This is a genomic window from Streptomyces sp. NPDC029139, from assembly GCF_055564335.1.
In genome coordinates, this window is sequence record NZ_JBVHWN010000014.1 from 165,008 (window position 1) to 179,696 (window position 14,689).

General features: G+C 70.4%; 14 protein-coding genes and 1 pseudogene. 11 read left to right on the forward strand and 4 right to left on the reverse strand.

Annotated elements, in window-relative coordinates:
• Window positions 1-54 precede the first annotated feature (54 nt).
• Complete coding sequence (locus ACZ4VW_RS26955; protein ID WP_467966737.1) at window positions 55-936, forward strand: LysR substrate-binding domain-containing protein; 882 nt, start codon at window positions 55-57, stop codon at window positions 934-936.
• A gap of 177 nt (window positions 937-1,113) precedes the next feature.
• On the forward strand, window positions 1,114-2,112 hold the full coding sequence (locus ACZ4VW_RS26960; RefSeq protein WP_467966739.1) for a TAXI family TRAP transporter solute-binding subunit: 999 nt from the start codon (window positions 1,114-1,116) through the stop codon (window positions 2,110-2,112).
• Between the two features lie 130 nt (window positions 2,113-2,242).
• Here ACZ4VW_RS26960 and ACZ4VW_RS26965 read toward each other — a convergent pair whose 3' ends face one another.
• Both ACZ4VW_RS26965 and ACZ4VW_RS26970 read right to left on the reverse strand, forming a co-directional pair.
• Entirely contained in the window at window positions 2,243-3,640 is a 1,398-nt protein-coding gene (locus ACZ4VW_RS26965) for a sensor histidine kinase (RefSeq protein WP_467966741.1), read from the reverse strand.
• A 15-nt stretch (window positions 3,641-3,655) separates the two neighbouring features.
• On the reverse strand, window positions 3,656-4,360 hold the full coding sequence (locus ACZ4VW_RS26970; RefSeq protein WP_467966743.1) for a response regulator transcription factor: 705 nt from the start codon (window positions 4,358-4,360) through the stop codon (window positions 3,656-3,658).
• 343 nt (window positions 4,361-4,703) lie between these two features.
• On the opposite strand from ACZ4VW_RS26970, the gene ACZ4VW_RS26975 reads away from it, so the two are divergent.
• The 8 genes from ACZ4VW_RS26975 (at window position 4,704) to ACZ4VW_RS27010 (ending at window position 11,385) form a co-directional block, all read left to right on the forward strand.
• Window positions 4,704-5,489: an amino acid ABC transporter ATP-binding protein gene (locus tag ACZ4VW_RS26975; RefSeq protein ID WP_467966745.1), complete on the forward strand. Its 786-nt coding sequence runs from the start codon at window positions 4,704-4,706 to the stop codon at window positions 5,487-5,489.
• A 62-nt stretch (window positions 5,490-5,551) separates the two neighbouring features.
• Window positions 5,552-6,469, forward strand: coding sequence for a glutamate ABC transporter substrate-binding protein (locus ACZ4VW_RS26980; protein ID WP_467966747.1), 918 nt, complete (start codon window positions 5,552-5,554; stop codon window positions 6,467-6,469).
• Between the two features lie 89 nt (window positions 6,470-6,558).
• The gene (locus tag ACZ4VW_RS26985; protein ID WP_467966749.1) at window positions 6,559-7,206 is read left to right on the forward strand and encodes an amino acid ABC transporter permease; all 648 of its coding nucleotides are present in this window, start codon (window positions 6,559-6,561) and stop codon (window positions 7,204-7,206) included.
• Window positions 7,203-8,114, forward strand: a complete 912-nt coding sequence (locus tag ACZ4VW_RS26990; RefSeq protein WP_467966751.1) for an amino acid ABC transporter permease — start codon at window positions 7,203-7,205, stop codon at window positions 8,112-8,114. Before ACZ4VW_RS26985 ends, ACZ4VW_RS26990 begins: the two co-directional genes overlap by 4 nt.
• A 162-nt stretch (window positions 8,115-8,276) precedes the next feature.
• Window positions 8,277-10,118, forward strand: a complete 1,842-nt coding sequence (locus ACZ4VW_RS26995; protein ID WP_467966753.1) for an FAD-dependent monooxygenase — start codon at window positions 8,277-8,279, stop codon at window positions 10,116-10,118.
• A gap of 32 nt (window positions 10,119-10,150) precedes the next feature.
• Complete coding sequence (locus ACZ4VW_RS27000; RefSeq protein WP_312846344.1) at window positions 10,151-10,237, forward strand: putative leader peptide; 87 nt, start codon at window positions 10,151-10,153, stop codon at window positions 10,235-10,237.
• A gap of 87 nt (window positions 10,238-10,324) precedes the next feature.
• Window positions 10,325-10,909: a cupin domain-containing protein gene (locus ACZ4VW_RS27005; protein WP_467966755.1), complete on the forward strand. Its 585-nt coding sequence runs from the start codon at window positions 10,325-10,327 to the stop codon at window positions 10,907-10,909.
• Window positions 10,910-10,992: 83 nt separating this feature from the next.
• Window positions 10,993-11,385 (forward strand): rhodanese-like domain-containing protein, encoded by a 393-nt coding sequence (locus ACZ4VW_RS27010; RefSeq protein ID WP_467966820.1) that lies wholly within the window; start codon window positions 10,993-10,995, stop codon window positions 11,383-11,385.
• 54 nt (window positions 11,386-11,439) lie between these two features.
• On the opposite strand, the pseudogene recX reads toward ACZ4VW_RS27010, so the two are convergent.
• Window positions 11,440-12,129, reverse strand: a pseudogene (recX, locus tag ACZ4VW_RS27015) (recombination regulator RecX); the annotation flags it as partial.
• Complete coding sequence (gene recA / locus ACZ4VW_RS27020; RefSeq protein WP_467966757.1) at window positions 12,011-13,159, reverse strand: recombinase RecA; 1,149 nt, start codon at window positions 13,157-13,159, stop codon at window positions 12,011-12,013. The pseudogene recX and the gene recA, both read right to left, overlap by 119 nt.
• Before the next feature lie 280 nt (window positions 13,160-13,439).
• On the opposite strand from recA, the gene ACZ4VW_RS27025 reads away from it, so the two are divergent.
• Entirely contained in the window at window positions 13,440-14,639 is a 1,200-nt protein-coding gene (locus ACZ4VW_RS27025) for an SUKH-4 family immunity protein (protein WP_467966759.1), read from the forward strand.
• Window positions 14,640-14,689: the final 50 nt, after the last annotated feature.

The following is a 14,689-nucleotide window of genomic DNA, read 5'->3' on the forward strand; positions in this document are numbered from 1 at the left end:
AGAGCGGCTGGACAAGCGATTCCTTCTCACCGCATCTGTGAGTAAATTGCACGCATGCGCTGGCCCGATCTCCCTCCGCTGAATTCACTGCTGCCCTTCGAGGCGACCGTGCGCCACGCGAGCATGACCCGGGCCGCCCAGGAGCTCCATGTGACCCACGGTGCGGTCAGTCGTCAGATCCAGAACCTGGAGAAGTCCCTGGGCATCACGCTCTTCGAGCGTGGGACCAGATCCCTGCGACCCACGCCGCAGGCCCGCCGCCTGGTGGCCGCCGTCCGCGACGCGCTCGACCAGGTGAACACGGCGGTCCGGGAGGTCTCGCGCCGGGAGCGCGGCGGCCCGCTCGCTCTCTCCTGCGAGCCCACCCTGCTGATGCGCTGGCTCATCCCTCGTCTGCCGGACCTCGCCGATCGGGTGCCCGGTCTCGACGTGCACCTGTCGGCGGGAGGCGGGCCCGTGTCCTTCGACCGGGACCCTGTGGACGTCGCGTTGCGCCGCGACGACTTTCCCGTGCCCGAGGGCGTGAGCCGCTCTCCGCTCTTCCTGGAGCGGATCGGTCCGGTCTGCGATGCGGACATGGCGGAGCGGGTGATGGGCAAGGGTGGCGTCGTCGGCGTGACGATTCTGCACACGAAGACCCGGCCGCGGGCCTGGGACGACTGGAAGCGGCTCACGCGCCACCGGGTCGACGCCTCGGGAGAGCAGACCTTCGAGCACTTCTACCTGGCCCTGCAGGCGGCCGTCGCCGGGATCGGCGTCGCCATCGGTCCGTACGCGCTCGTGCACGACGACCTCATGCGCGGCCAGCTCGTGGCGCCCTTCGGACTGGTGGAGGACGGCACGGGCTACCACCTGCTCAGCCCGCAGCCGCCCGAGCAGGACGAGCGGGTCGCCGGCCTGCTCGGATGGCTGAGGAGCCAGGCGGCCGAGCTGTGACCCACGGGCCCACCGCGCCCGGCTCCCGACGAGGCGGGTCGGCCCCCGTGGGCGCCTCATGGCGTTCACGGGCGATGTCGTCACGGAGTCTCGCGCCGTCCGGGGCCACGCGCGCGTGATCATGGAGCCGAATGATCGGCCTGGCCAGCATGGGGAGGGAGCTGGCAGGATCGCGCCATGTTCGCCTCGCTCTCCCGTGCCGCCCGCCGCCGCCTCCTCCAGGCGTCGGCGGCGTTGCTGGTGGTGTGTGGGTTGCTCGTGTGGTGGCTTGTTCCGTTCGGTACACCGGCGCCCAGCGGCCGGGTCACGTTCAGTACGGGCGTCCCGACCGGCGTCTACCAGCGGTACGGGGAGCTGCTCAAGCAGGCCCTGGCCCGCGATCTGCCGGACGTGTCGATAGCGCTGAAGAACAGCGAGGGCTCCCAGCAGAACCTCGCGCGGCTGGCCTCCGGCGAGGCGGATTTCACCATCGCGACGTCCGACGCCGTGGCCCAGTACCAGCGGGACCGCAAACCGGGCTTCGACCGGCTGCGCGGGTGCGCCCGCCTCTACGACGACTACGTACAGCTCGTCGTCCGCAAGGATTCGCCCGTGCGGTCGGTGGCCGACCTGCGCGGGCTGCGGGTCGGAGTCGGCCAGGAAGGCTCCGGGGTCCGGCTCATCGCGGACCGCGTCCTGGCCGCGGGCGGCCTGACGCCCGACGTCGAGATCGAGCCCGTGCCGGCCGGCATCGACACCATGCCGGGCCTGCTGGAGCGCCGGCAGCTGGACGCGTTCTTCTGGTCGGGCGGCCTGCCCACCCAAGCCGTCCAGTCGCTGTCCGAGCGGTTCCCGGTACGACTCGTTCCGCTGGACGCGACGCTGATCGACAACCTTCACGACGTCGGCGAGTCGAACCGCCACTACCGCTCCGCCGTCATCCCGGCGGACGCCTACACCCGCGCGCAGGACGGCCAGCCGGTGGAGACCCTGGCCGTGGCCAACCTCCTGGTGACGACCGAGGCCGCGGATCCGGCGCTCGTGGAGGGTTTCACCCGCACCGTGATCAGAAGCCGCGACCGGATCGGCAGTCAGGTGCACCCCGCCCAGCTGGTGGACCTGCGGACCGCCGTCTACACGGAGCCCTTGACCCTCCATGAGGGTGCCCGGCGCTACTACCGCTCCGTGAAGCCGTAGCCGCGCCGTAGCGCAAGCCGTGCCGACGCCCAAACCCAAGTCGGTGCCGAAGCCGGTGCCGAAGCCGGTGCCGGTGCCAACGCCGTAGCGACGCCGCAGCCGTGCTCGACCCCCTCGCCGGAACCGCCCTTCAGTACCCCTGCGGTCGCGTCCTCGGCACCGTGACCGTCACCCTCAGCCCGTGCGGCTCGTTCGGCGCGTACGTGATCGAGCCGCCCCCCGCCGTCAGCAGCACCCGGGAGATGGACAGGCCCAGCCCCGAGCCCTTGATGTTCTGGTGGCGGTTGCTGCGCCAGAAGCGGTCACCGACCCGTTCGAGCTCCTCGCTCGTCAGCCCGGGCCCGCGGTCCGCCACCACGATCGTGCAGGTGTCGCCGCCGGAGGCCACGCTGACCGTGACCTCCTCCCCCGCCGGCGTGAACTTCAGCGCGTTGTCGATCACCGCGTCCAGCGCGCTGGAGAGCGCCACCGGGTCCGCCCACGCCGTCACCGCCCGCCGCTCCCCGGTCAGCCGCACGCCCTTCTCCTCGGCCAGCGGGCGCCAGGCGGTCATCCGCTCGTCCGCCAGCGCGCCGATGTCGGTGAGCCGCAGATCCGCGGAGGTGTGCTCGGCGAGAGCCAGGTCGAGCAGGTCGTCCAGCACCTGCGCGAGCCGCTTGCCCTCCGTACGGACGGACGCGATCTCCGCGTTTCCCTCGGGCAGTTCGAGGGCGAGCAGCTCGATGCGCAGCAGCAGCGCGGAGAGCGGGTTGCGCAGCTGGTGGGAGGCGTCGGCGACGAACGCGCGCTGCTGTTCCAGCACGTCCTCGACGTTGTCGGCCATCTCGTTGAAGGAGCGGGCGAGCCGGCGCAGTTCGGGCGGTCCGCCGGCCGCGGCCACCCGGGACTTCATCCGCCCGGTGGCGATGTCGTGGGTGACGGCGTCCAGCACGCGGACGGGCCGCAGCACCCACCCGGTGAGCCGGAACGCGGCGCCGACGGCCAGCAGCATCGCCGCCGACTCGCCCGCCGCGATGATGAGCCAGCCGTGCAGGATGCGCGAACGGAGCTGCCCGGTGGGCGAATCGGTGACCACGACCGCGACGACGTCACCGTCCCGCACGACGGGCGAGGCGATGATGAGACGAGCGTTCGGCTGCCAGGGCCAGACCTGCGGCGGGTCGTGGCTGCGGCGGCCGAGCAGCGCCTCCTGGAAGGCACGGCGGCCCTCCCCCTCGTACGGGACGATCCAGTCCTCGGGCGCGGCGGCCATGGCCTGGCGGTCGCGGTAGAAGATGCCGGTCCGGATGCCGTACACGTCGTGGTAACTGGCGAGTTCGCCGCGGAGTGTCGTGCGGCGCTCGTCGATGCCGGGGTCGGACTCGCTGACGAACTGGGCGAGCGCGGCGAACCGCGCCGCGTCGTCGAGCCGGTCGACGACGACGCGCTGCTGTTCGGCCGCGGCCAGGCTGGCGGCGAGCGGGAAGCCGAGGGCGAGCAGGACCCCGGCCATGAGGACGAGGAGGAGCGGGAGGAGACGCGTGCGCACGTGGGACCCCGGCGGCTACGCGTCCGGGGCGACCAGGCGGTAGCCGACGCCACGCACGGTCTCGATCAGGGCGGGCATGGCCAGCTTGGAGCGGAGCGAGGCGACGTGCACCTCGAGCGTGCGGCCGGTCCCCTCCCAACTGGTGCGCCAGACCTCGCTGATGATCTGCTCCCGCCGGAAGACCACACCGGGCCGCTGGGCGAGCAGCGCGAGCAGGTCGAACTCCTTGCGGGTGAGCTGCACGGCGTTGCCGTCGACGCTGACGCGGCGGGTGGGCAGCTCGATGACGACGGAGCCGAGCCGCAGCGCGGCTTCCTCGCCGGCCGCGCCGGACTCCTCGCCCCCGGCCGTGCGCCGGCTGACGGCGTGGATCCGGGCGAGCAGTTCGCCGGTGTCGTACGGCTTGACCACGTAGTCGTCGGCGCCGAGGTTGAGCCCGTGTATGCGGGAGCGCACGTCGGCCCGCGCGGTCACCATGATCACGGGGGTGGTGGTGAGCTTACGGATCCGGCCGCAGACCTGGTATCCGTCCTGGTCGGGCAGGCCGAGGTCGAGCAGGATCACGCCGTACGAGGGGCGCTCTCCGTGCGCGGCGGGCAGGACCGCCTGCAGGGCCTCCTCGCCGTTGCGGGCGTGGGTGACCGCGAACCCGTGCTTCGCCAGTACGGCGGACAGGGCCGCGGCGACATGGTCGTCGTCCTCGACGAGCAGGAGTCTCATGGCCCCCCTCCGGTGGCGTCGTGTGTCGCGCGAGCGGGTGGCTCGTGAGCGGGTCTCTGGCGAGCGGGTGGCTCGTGAGCGGATGGCTTCGCGTGACTTCGTGAGCGTGTGATGGCTATCTGTGTACCAGGGCATGAACGCCGATCATCGGCGTCACAGTCAAGTGTCCCTCTGTCACGCCGGGGTTTCTGTTATCCACCCGGTACGCCACCGGCCGTCCCGTTCACGCAGTGTGTCCGGTTGCGGCCGTATCGTTATCCTCAATTTCCGCTCAGATGTAATGACGCTCGTCGCACCACGTGCCTAGTGTCCTCCCAACCGAGGAGGACGGAGCAAGAAGCCGATGAGCGGAGTGTCAGTGACCAAGGGCTCGGAAGACGCCGTTGCGGCGGCGGGCGACCTGGTCGTGCTGTCCGACGTGAACAAGCACTTCGGCGCGCTGCATGTGCTCCAGGACATCGACCTGACCATCGCCCGTGGCGAGGTCGTGGTCGTCATCGGACCCTCGGGGTCCGGTAAGTCCACGCTGTGCCGCACCATCAACCGCCTGGAGACGATCGACTCCGGCACCATCACCATCGACAACCAGCCGTTGCCCCAGGAGGGCAAGGAGCTGGCCCGGCTGCGCGCCGACGTCGGCATGGTCTTCCAGTCGTTCAACCTTTTCGCGCACAAGACCGTGCTCGAGAACGTGATGCTGGGGCAGGTCAAGGTCCGCAGGACCGAGAAGAAGGCCGCCGAGACCAAGGCCCGCGCGCTGCTCGACCGGGTGGGTGTCGGCACTCAGGCGGACAAGTACCCGGCGCAGCTCTCCGGTGGTCAGCAGCAACGCGTGGCCATCGCCCGGGCGTTGGCGATGGACCCGAAGGTCATGCTGTTCGACGAGCCGACGTCGGCTCTGGACCCCGAGATGATCAACGAGGTCCTCGAGGTCATGCAGCAGCTGGCGCGCGAGGGAATGACGATGGTGGTCGTCACCCATGAGATGGGTTTCGCGCGCTCCGCGGCCAACCGCGTCGTGTTCATGGCGGACGGCAAGATCGTCGAGCAGGCCACGCCGGACGAGTTCTTCAGCAACCCGCGCAGCGACCGGGCCAAGGACTTCCTTTCGAAAATCCTGCACCACTGACGACGGTCAGCCCGCATGATTCACCCTGCGTCCAACAACCCACGAACCAAGGGATGTTCACCATGAAGCTCCGCAAGTCCGCGGCCGTGGCCGTCGCCGTGCTCGCGCTCACCGCGACCGCCTGTGGTGGCAAGGAGGGCTCGGCCGGCGACAAGCCCGCCGTGAAGCCCGGCGACTCGAGCGCCCCCCAGCTCCCCAAGTACATCGTCGCCACCGACGTGAACCTTGACTCGCCGACCTTCAAGAAGGCGAAGGAGCGCGGCAAGCTGATCGTCGGCTCCAAGGCCGACCAGCCCTACCTCGGCTTCGAGGACCAGGCCACCAAGGAGCGGTCCGGCTTCGACGTCGAGATCGCCAAGATGATCGCGGCGGAGCTCGGTTTCACCGAGGACAAGATCGAGTGGAAGACGGTCGACTCCAAGTCCCGCGAGACGGCGATCTCCGGTGGCACGGTCGACTACTACGTCGGCACGTACACGATCAACGACAAGCGCAAGGCGCAGGTCGGCTTCGCGGGCCCGTACTACAAGGCCGGCGCCGACCTCCTGGTCCGCAAGGACGAGACCGCGATCACCGGTCCGGAGACCCTCAAGGGCAAGAAGGTCTGCTCCATCACGGGTTCCACCCCGCTGCAGGAGATCAAGAAGCCCCAGTACGGCGCCGAGACCACCGAGCTCGCCAAGTACTCGGACTGCGTGCAGCAGCTGCTGACCAAGCAGGTCGACGCGGTCACCACCGATGACTCGATCCTCAAGGGTTACGCCGCCGCCAACGCCGGCAAGCTCAAGGTCGTCGGCAAGCCCTTCACCGAGGAGCCCTACGGTGTCGGCGTGCCCAAGGACGACAAGGTCCTGCGTGACAAGATCAACGACACGCTGGAGAAGTACGTGAAGGACGGCACGTACAAGAAGATCTACGAGGCGACTCTGGGTCTGTCCGGCTCCGCGTACGTCGAGCCGCCGGCGGTCAACCGCTACTGATCCTTCGCCTGAAGTCGAGCGCCCCGTACGGGAGTACGGGGCGCCCCTCCTCCTGCCCGTAAGCCGCTGACCGCCGACGCGGAGACCTCATGAACGTACTGCTCGACCATTTCCCGGAGTTCCGCGACGGCTTCATAGGAACCGTGTCGATCACCGCCGTCAGCTCGGTCATCGCGCTGGTCCTCGGCATCATCGTCGCCGGCTTCCGGGTCTCGCCCGTGCCGCCGCTGCGCTTCTTCGGCACCCTCTGGGTCACGCTGCTGCGCAACACCCCGCTGACCCTGCTCTTCCTGGTCTCGTTCTTCGTGATCCCGGAGATCCTCTTCCCGGGTATGAGCCCCTTCGTGCTCGGCTCGCTCGCGCTCGGCTTCTACACCTCCGCGTTCATCTGCGAGGCCGTCCGGTCCGGCATCAGCACGGTGCCGATCGGCCAGGCGGAGGCGGCCCGCTCGCTCGGAATGACGTTCTCCCAGACCCTGCGGATGATCGTGCTGCCGCAGGCCACCCGGACCGTGCTGCCGCCGCTGAGCTCGATCTTCATCGCGCTCACCAAGAACTCGGCCATCGCGGGTGCCTTCAGCGTCACCGAGCTGTTCGGCTGGCAGACCCTGATGAGCGAGCAGGGCTACGACATCGTCCCGATCTTCGTGTGGGTCGCCGCCGCCTACCTCGTCGTCACCTTCACGATCAGCGGGATCTTCACTCTCCTTGAGCGCCGCATGGAGGTCGCCCGATGAGTGCCAGCGTTCTTTACGACACCCCGGGCCCCAAGGCGCGCGTCCGCAACCGGATCTACGCCGTCCTGGGCACCGTAGCCATCATCGCGCTCCTGGCCGTGAGCATCGTCCGGCTGAGCGAAAAGGGTCATCTCGACCCCGCGATGTGGGACATCTTCAACTACGCGGGCATCCGGCAGAACATCGCCGACGCCGTCGTCGCCACCCTGAAGGCGTTCGGCCTCGCGGCGGTCGGCTCGATCATCCTCGGTGTGTTCCTCGCCGTCGGCCGACTCTCCGACCACAAGCCGGTCCGCCTGCTGGCCACGGGCTTCATCGAAGTCTTCCGCTCCATCCCGCTGCTGATCACGATCTACGCCGTGTGGGTCGGCTTCCTGATCGACTACTCGATGTGGGCGCTGGCGCTCGGGCTCTCGGTCTACAACGGCTGTGTGCAGGCCGAGATCCTGCGCGCCGGCGTGAACGCGGTGCCCAAGGGGCAGCGCGAGGCCGCGTACGCCTTGGGTATGAGCAAGAGCCAGGTGATGAGGACCGTCCTGATGCCGCAGGCTGTCCGGGCGATGCTGCCGACGATCATCAGCCAGCTCGTGGTCACTCTGAAGGACACCTCGCTCGGCTTCGTGATCCTCTACCCCGAGCTGCTCCAGACGGCTCGCCTGATCGCCTCGAACACGCAGGTCAACGGCCAGTATCCGTACGTGTCCACCATCGTGGTCATCGGCACCATCTACATCGCGATGTGTCTGGCGCTCTCCGCGCTCGCGACCTGGATCGAGAAGCGGGGCCGACGGGCCAAGACCGGGATCGCGGTGCACGCGGCGGCCGAGCCGGCCGAGGCGCCCGGGGTGCTCGACGACGCGGCGCCGGCCGGTGACAGGGCCGACGGGCCCGGTATCACGAAGAACTGACAGTATGTGACATCATCCCGGGGCAGTGGCGTTCGCGCCGCTGCCCCGTCGCTTGACGCAAGCACCCGCAATGGGTTGCATACGTTCTGTGATCACGCACCGGGCTCGCGCCACTCTTCGCTGTGCTACCCGCATGACCGAACGGCCTTCAGGAGCCGCGCCGTGGACCCGGTGATCATCGTCGGCGCGGGGCCCGTGGGCCTCGCGCTCTCCCTTGCCCTGGCCTCGCAGGGTGTTCCCAGCGTCGTCCTCGACGAGGGGCCCGGCAAGGAGGAACCGCGCCCCGCGCGCACCGTCGTGCTGCGCGCCGACATGGCCGCGATGGTGGAGCGGCTCGGCTGCGCCACCCTCCGTGACGAGGGGGTCCGCTGGGTCGGCTGGCGCTCACTGCGTCGCAAGCAACAGATGAGGCACATCGAGCTGAATCTCGGTCTCGGCGGTACGGAGAGTGACGGAGAAGGCCCCGCCGCCCCGCTTCACATCCCCCAGCACGCCCTCGCGCGCGGTCTGCGCGACGCGATCGCCGGGCAGGAACTCATCCAGCTCGTCACCGAGGCCCGGCTGGACACGATCGAGCAGGACGGGCGTGGTGTCACCGCGCACACCCGTGGCCCCGGCGGCACCTGGTGGCGCGGCAGTCATCTGGTCGGCTGCGACGGTGCCCGCTCCACGGTGCGCAAACTGCTCTCCATCCGCTTCCCGGGGCGTACAGCGGTGGAGCGGCACGCGGTCGCCGCGCTGCGCACGGAACTGCCCTGGCCGGGCGAGGCGTTGTTGCACCGTCAACCGCCGTGGCGGGGCGGCGGCGAGGAGGTCACGGCCCGCCCCCTGCCCGACGGGGTGTGGCGGATCGACTGGCTGCTGCCGCCGCGGGGCGATCTCGTCACCCCTGACGCGCTCGTGATGAAGATCCGCGACACGCTCGCCGGCTGGTGCGGCGGGGAGACACCGCCGTACGAGTTGATCGACACCGGGGTCCACACCCTGCACCACCGGCTCGCCCGGCGCTGGCGGGTCGACCGGGTCTTCCTCGCGGGCGACGCCGCGCATCTGCTCGGCGCGGTCGGCACGCAGGGCGTCGACGAGGGCCTGCGGGACGCCGACAACCTGGCGTGGAAGCTCGCGTACGCCTGGCACCACATGGCCTCGGACACCCTGCTCGACAGCTACCAGAGCGAGCGGCGGGCGGCCGTGGCCTCCCGGCTGCGGGCCGCCGACCAGTCGCTGCCCGTGCTGCGCGGCGGCGGGGGGCTGCGGACGTACCTCGCGGGCGGCACGCGCGGACACGACAGCCTGTTGACGGACGGCCATCTGGGGCGTGGCCCGCTGGGGGCACCCCCCGCGTACCCGCACTCCCCCCTCGCACCCCTGGACGCCGGGGCGTCCCAGGTGGCGGTGGGCACGGACGAGGGCGCGCCGGTCGAGGACGTCCGGGTGACGGCCCCGGACGGTACGACCGTACGGCTCCGGGACCGGCTCGGGCAGGGACGGCTCCTGGTGGTCCTCGTCGCACCGGGGACGGGGGTGTGGGACCGCAGGCACTGGATGAGCGCGGGCGTGATGCCCCGGCTCGTGGAGGCGGTGCGGGCACTGCCGGTGAAGGCGGAGCTGCTGGTGACGGAGGCGTATCCGGGCGCCGCCGCCCACACGGTCCTGCTGGTGCGGCCGGACGGGCATCTCGTCGCGTCGTTCCCCGGCGTACGGCCGAAGGAGCTGTACGCGGCGGCGGACGCGACGCGGGGCGGCACGATCTCCGAGCCGGCGCCCGAGCCGGCGCCCGAGCCGGCAGGGAAGGGTGCCTCGGTACGGGGGCCCAGGCCGGCGGCCAAGGCCGCGTCCGTGTCGTCGTCGAAGTCTGGGCCCAAGGCTGGGCCAAAGTCCGTGGCCCCGGTCCCGGCCTCGCCCCCGGCCCCGGCGACGCCCAGGTCGGCGGCCAAGCCTGGCAGCAAGGGTGTGCCCAAGTCGGCGACCAAGAAGGGCGACCGCACCGCGGACATCAATTGACCCTCACCGGCGCACATGGTGTACTCCGGAGCGTGACCGACACCTTTGCGCGCCTGTGGCGGAGGGTCCATATGGACCTCGTCCGCTACGCGGGCTGCGTGTGTCGCCCGTCCTGCTGAATTCGCCTTCCCCCCTCGCGTGCCCTCGCCGCTGACGTCGGCGTACCTGTCGCGCGCTCCTTCCGCGAACCCTCAGGACGGTCCCCCGTGCCCCAGCATGTCTCCGCGCCCCCCGCTGTCTCCCCCGGTCCTGCCGGTCTTCCCGTTGCTTCTGGGTCGTCCGGCCCCTCCGGCTGCCCCGCGCCCACCGCGGCCGATCTTCTGGACTTCGTCCGCCGTACCGCCGCCGACACCGAACTGGTCGACTCCCTGCCGCTCGATCCCGAGGGGCGTACGTGGGTACGTCTCGACGGGCCCGGCGGCAGCGAGGCATGGCTCATCGGCTGGCCGCCCGGGGCCGGGACCGGCTGGCACGACCACGCCGAGTCGCACGGCGCTTTCACCACAGCGCGCGGCACCCTGAAGGAGAAGTCCCTGACGGTACGGCTGCCGTCGGGTGGCTGGAAGACCCTGGAACTGGCCGACGGCGTCGACCGTGAACGACGTCTGCCGGCGGGCAAGGGGCGCGCGTTCGGGCAGCACCATGTGCACGAGGTGCTCAACGAGTCCCGTGACGCGCACGCCGTGTCGGTGCACGCGTACTATCCGCCGCTCCCGCTGATCCGGCGGTTCAGCCGGGCGGGCGCGGTGCTCCGTCTTGAGCAGGTCGAGCGTCCGGAGGACTGGCAGTGAGCGCCGTGAACGCGGGAAGCGCAGGCAGTGCGGGAAGCACAGGAGGTGCGGGCGGCGAGCGGACCGCGGCCGCGCCCGTAGGAATCGACGAGCTGCTGGAGCGTGTCAGATCCGGTCTGAACCGGATCGAGGCGCGCACCGCCCACAAGGCGTACGAGGCGGGTGACGCGCTCCTGGTCGACACCCGGTACGCGGCGCTGCGCGAACGGGACGGGCTGATCCCCGGCGCCCTGATCGTGGAGCGCAACGAACTGGAGTGGCGGCTGGACCCGCTGGGCAGCCATCGCGCTCCGGAGGCGACCAGCCACGACCTCCGGGTGGTCGTGCTCTGCAACGAGGGGTACGCGTCTTCGCTGGCGGCGGCTTCTCTGCGGCAGTTGGGTTTGCACCGCGCCACCGATGTGATCGGTGGGTTCCAGGCGTGGAAGGCGGCGGGACTGCCGGTGCTGTCACCGGCGGCGGAGGGCCACCCGTAGCCCCCAGCGCCTCGCCGCACGGCCCGTCGCCGCTCGCTCCCTCGTCATGACCGCCTAGAAGGGCTCGTCCAGACCGTCGGTGTCCTCGCCCTCGTCCTCCAGAGCCTGACGGACGACCCGCAGGGCCATGCCCTCCGGATATCCCTTGCGGGCGAGCATCCCCGCGAGCCGCCGCAGCCTGCGGTCCCTTTCGAGACCGCGGGTCGCGCGGAGCTTGCGGTCGACGAGCTCGCGCGCGGTGATCTCCTCCTGCTCGGAGTCCAGCTGTCCGACCGCCTCCTGGATCAGCGAGGGGTCGACGCCCTTGGTCCGCAGCTCCCGGGCGAGGGCCCGGCGGGCAAGTCCCCGCCCATGGTGCCGGGACTCCACCCAGGCGTCCGCGAAGGCGGCGTCGTCGATGAGCCCCACGTCCTCGAAGCGGGAGAGGACCTCCTCGGCGACCTCGTCGGGGATCTCGCGCTTGCGCAGGGCGTCGGCGAGCTGTTTGCGCGTGCGGGGGGTCCCGGTGAGCAGGCGCAGGCAGATCGCCCGCGCCCGCTCAGCCGGATCCTGGGGCGACAGCTCCTTCTCGGCCCTCGACGAGTCGGGGCTGTCGCCCGGCCATTCGGTGCGACCGGTCACCGGGTCAGCTCTTGGCCGCCGGGGCCTTGGTCGCCTTGGTGGCCTTGGCCGCCGGGGCGGTCTTGGCCGCCTCGTCCGCCGCCGCCGGCTCGGTGGCACCCGCGCCGGCCGCGGCGTCCGCGCTCGGCTCGGCCGAAGCGGCCTCCGGCCGGACACCGACGCCGAGCTTCTCCTTGATCTTCTTCTCGATCTCGTCGGCGAGGTCGGGGTTGTCCTTCAGGAAGTTCCGGGCGTTCTCCTTGCCCTGGCCGAGCTGGTCGCCCTCGTACGTGTACCAGGCGCCGGCCTTGCGGACGAAGCCGTGCTCCACGCCCATGTCGATCAGGCCGCCCTCGCGGCTGATGCCCTGGCCGTAGAGAATGTCGAACTCGGCCTGCTTGAACGGCGGCGCGACCTTGTTCTTGACGACCTTGACGCGGGTGCGGTTGCCGACCGCGTCCGTGCCGTCCTTGAGGGTCTCGATGCGGCGGATGTCGAGGCGCACCGAAGCGTAGAACTTCAGGGCACGGCCACCGGTCGTGGTCTCCGGCGAGCCGAACATGACGCCGATCTTCTCGCGGAGCTGGTTGATGAAGATCGCGGTGGTCTTGGACTGGTTGAGCGCGCTGGTGATCTTGCGGAGGGCCTGGCTCATCAGACGGGCCTGGAGACCCACGTGCGAGTCGCCCATCTCGCCCTCGATCTCCGCACGCGGGACGAGCGCGGCGACGGAGTCGATGACGATCAGGTCGAGGGCGCCGGAGCGGACCAGCATGTCGACGATCTCGAGGGCCTGCTCACCGTTGTCCGGCTGGGACAGGATGAGGTTGTCGATGTCGACGCCGAGCTTCTTGGCGTACTCGGGGTCGAGGGCGTGCTCGGCGTCCACGAACGCGACCTGGCCGCCGGCCTTCTGGGCGTTGGCGACGGCGTGGAGGGTCAGGGTCGTCTTACCGGAGGACTCCGGTCCGTAGATCTCCACGACACGGCCGCGCGGCAGGCCGCCGACACCGAGCGCGATGTCGAGGGCGGTCGAGCCGGTGGAGATCACCTCGATCGGCTCCTGGGTGCGGTCGCCCATGCGCATGACGGCACCCTTGCCGAATTGCCGTTCAATCTGAGCGAGGGCGGCATCCAGTGCCTTCTCGCGGTCGGTACCTGCCATGGGTTCCACCCGATTTGCTTGAGTCGATCGCTTCATGTGAAAGACGCTAACCCCTGCCACTGACAATGGGCCCCGACGTCCCTCCGACCTGTGGATAACTCGCCCACAACCCCGCGATTCCAAGGGCCGGAGTCCCATAAGAATGGATGTTCGATTTCAGTGTCAAGCGCACCACGCGGGCCGTCCGGGAACGCTCGCGTCACCCCCACGCCGCTGCCGGCCGCTTGTCGGTGCCGGCGCCTACGGTGACGACCGTAGGCAGATCACAGCTCAGCACCATGGGGGAACCATGTCCGCGACCGATGTCGTCGTGCCCGCACACGAGCTCCATCCGGCCCTCACTCACGAGGCGACCCGGCGCCGGCTCACCGGGCCCGGCCTGCCCGCGGAGCACGGGCTGATCCGGTTCACGCCGCTTGCCGAGGCGCGGGTGGTATCCGTCCCGGAGCTGCTCGCCGCGGGGGCCGACCGGAGCGAGCTCGATCCGTACATCGCGGGCCTGCTCCTGATCGGTCACCTTCGCTGCGAGGAGGACGAGGGTCAGGAGGTCGTCCTCGACGGTGCCTCGGGGCGCGTCTTCAGCATGTACCTCTTCGAGGGCTCGCCCGGCCTCATCGAGGTGACTCCCCTCGCCCCCTCCGTCGACGCCCTGGCGCGCTTCCTCGCCCGTGTGGACGACTTTCGGACGCTGCGGGGCAGCTTCGCCGCGCTGGCGGGGCGGACCGGAACCGCCGTGGTGGCGGAGGCTGCGGAGCTGCTGACGGCGGGCTTCACCGGCGAGGACTGGGGCGAGGACGGATGGGGCAGCGCGGGCCCGCCGTCCACCTGGGAGCACCCCCTTCCGGCGTTCTGGCGGATCGCCGCCGCCGTCCGGCCGCTGGCCCTGGTCGCCGGACCGGGTGAGGGTCTTCGGCTGGACCTGCCCGCGGGCCTTCTGGACGCGGAGTTCGGCCAGGACGAGATGGTTCGCGTCGAACCGTCCGCGCTTCCCGCGGCCCTGGTGCACGAGCCGACACGCCGGTTCCTCATGGAGGTCGGACTCCCGAAGGTGGAGCTCATGTTCGGCCTGTGGCGCGACGAGTACTTTCTCCGGACGCTCGGGGAGTCCGGTCAGGTCGCGGACGAAGGCTCCTCCCGGCTCCCGGCCGACGCGCACCACCTCATCTGCCTGGGCAGCCTGATCCACGACTTCGAGGTCCTGATCGACGGCCGCACCGGCCTGCTCTCGTACCGCTTCTACGACGGCGAGGCGACGACCCCTCTCAACGCCGACGTCTCCACGCTGGCGTTCACGATGTGGATGTTCAGCCGGGAACAACGGCTCGACCAGGAGCACGACTTCACTCAGGACTTCTACCACCAGCTCGCGGACACGATGATCGAGGTCCTCGCGTCGGTGGACCCGGTCGCCTGTCTCCCCTCGACGGGCGAGGACGACTACCGCTACTGGCCGGAGGTGTTCCACGACGAGGCCGGAGGCGTGCTCTGACCCGGCCGTACTCGGAGCCGAGCGTGCCGGCGGCCGACCGTGCGAGGCGG

Bases quoted from the DNA above. Each gene is read 5' to 3' on its own strand.
- ACZ4VW_RS26955 (WP_467966737.1), top strand. From the start codon at position 55: ATGCGCTGGCCCGATCTCCCTCCGCTGAATTCACTGCTGCCCTTCGAG.
- ACZ4VW_RS26960 (WP_467966739.1), top strand. From the start codon at position 1,114: ATGTTCGCCTCGCTCTCCCGTGCCGCCCGCCGCCGCCTCCTCCAGGCG.
- ACZ4VW_RS26970 (WP_467966743.1), bottom strand. From the start codon at position 4,360: ATGAGACTCCTGCTCGTCGAGGACGACGACCATGTCGCCGCGGCCCTG.
- ACZ4VW_RS26975 (WP_467966745.1), top strand. From the start codon at position 4,704: ATGAGCGGAGTGTCAGTGACCAAGGGCTCGGAAGACGCCGTTGCGGCG.
- ACZ4VW_RS26980 (WP_467966747.1), top strand. From the start codon at position 5,552: ATGAAGCTCCGCAAGTCCGCGGCCGTGGCCGTCGCCGTGCTCGCGCTC.
- ACZ4VW_RS26985 (WP_467966749.1), top strand. From the start codon at position 6,559: ATGAACGTACTGCTCGACCATTTCCCGGAGTTCCGCGACGGCTTCATA.
- ACZ4VW_RS26990 (WP_467966751.1), top strand. From the start codon at position 7,203: ATGAGTGCCAGCGTTCTTTACGACACCCCGGGCCCCAAGGCGCGCGTC.
- ACZ4VW_RS27025 (WP_467966759.1), top strand. From the start codon at position 13,440: ATGTCCGCGACCGATGTCGTCGTGCCCGCACACGAGCTCCATCCGGCC.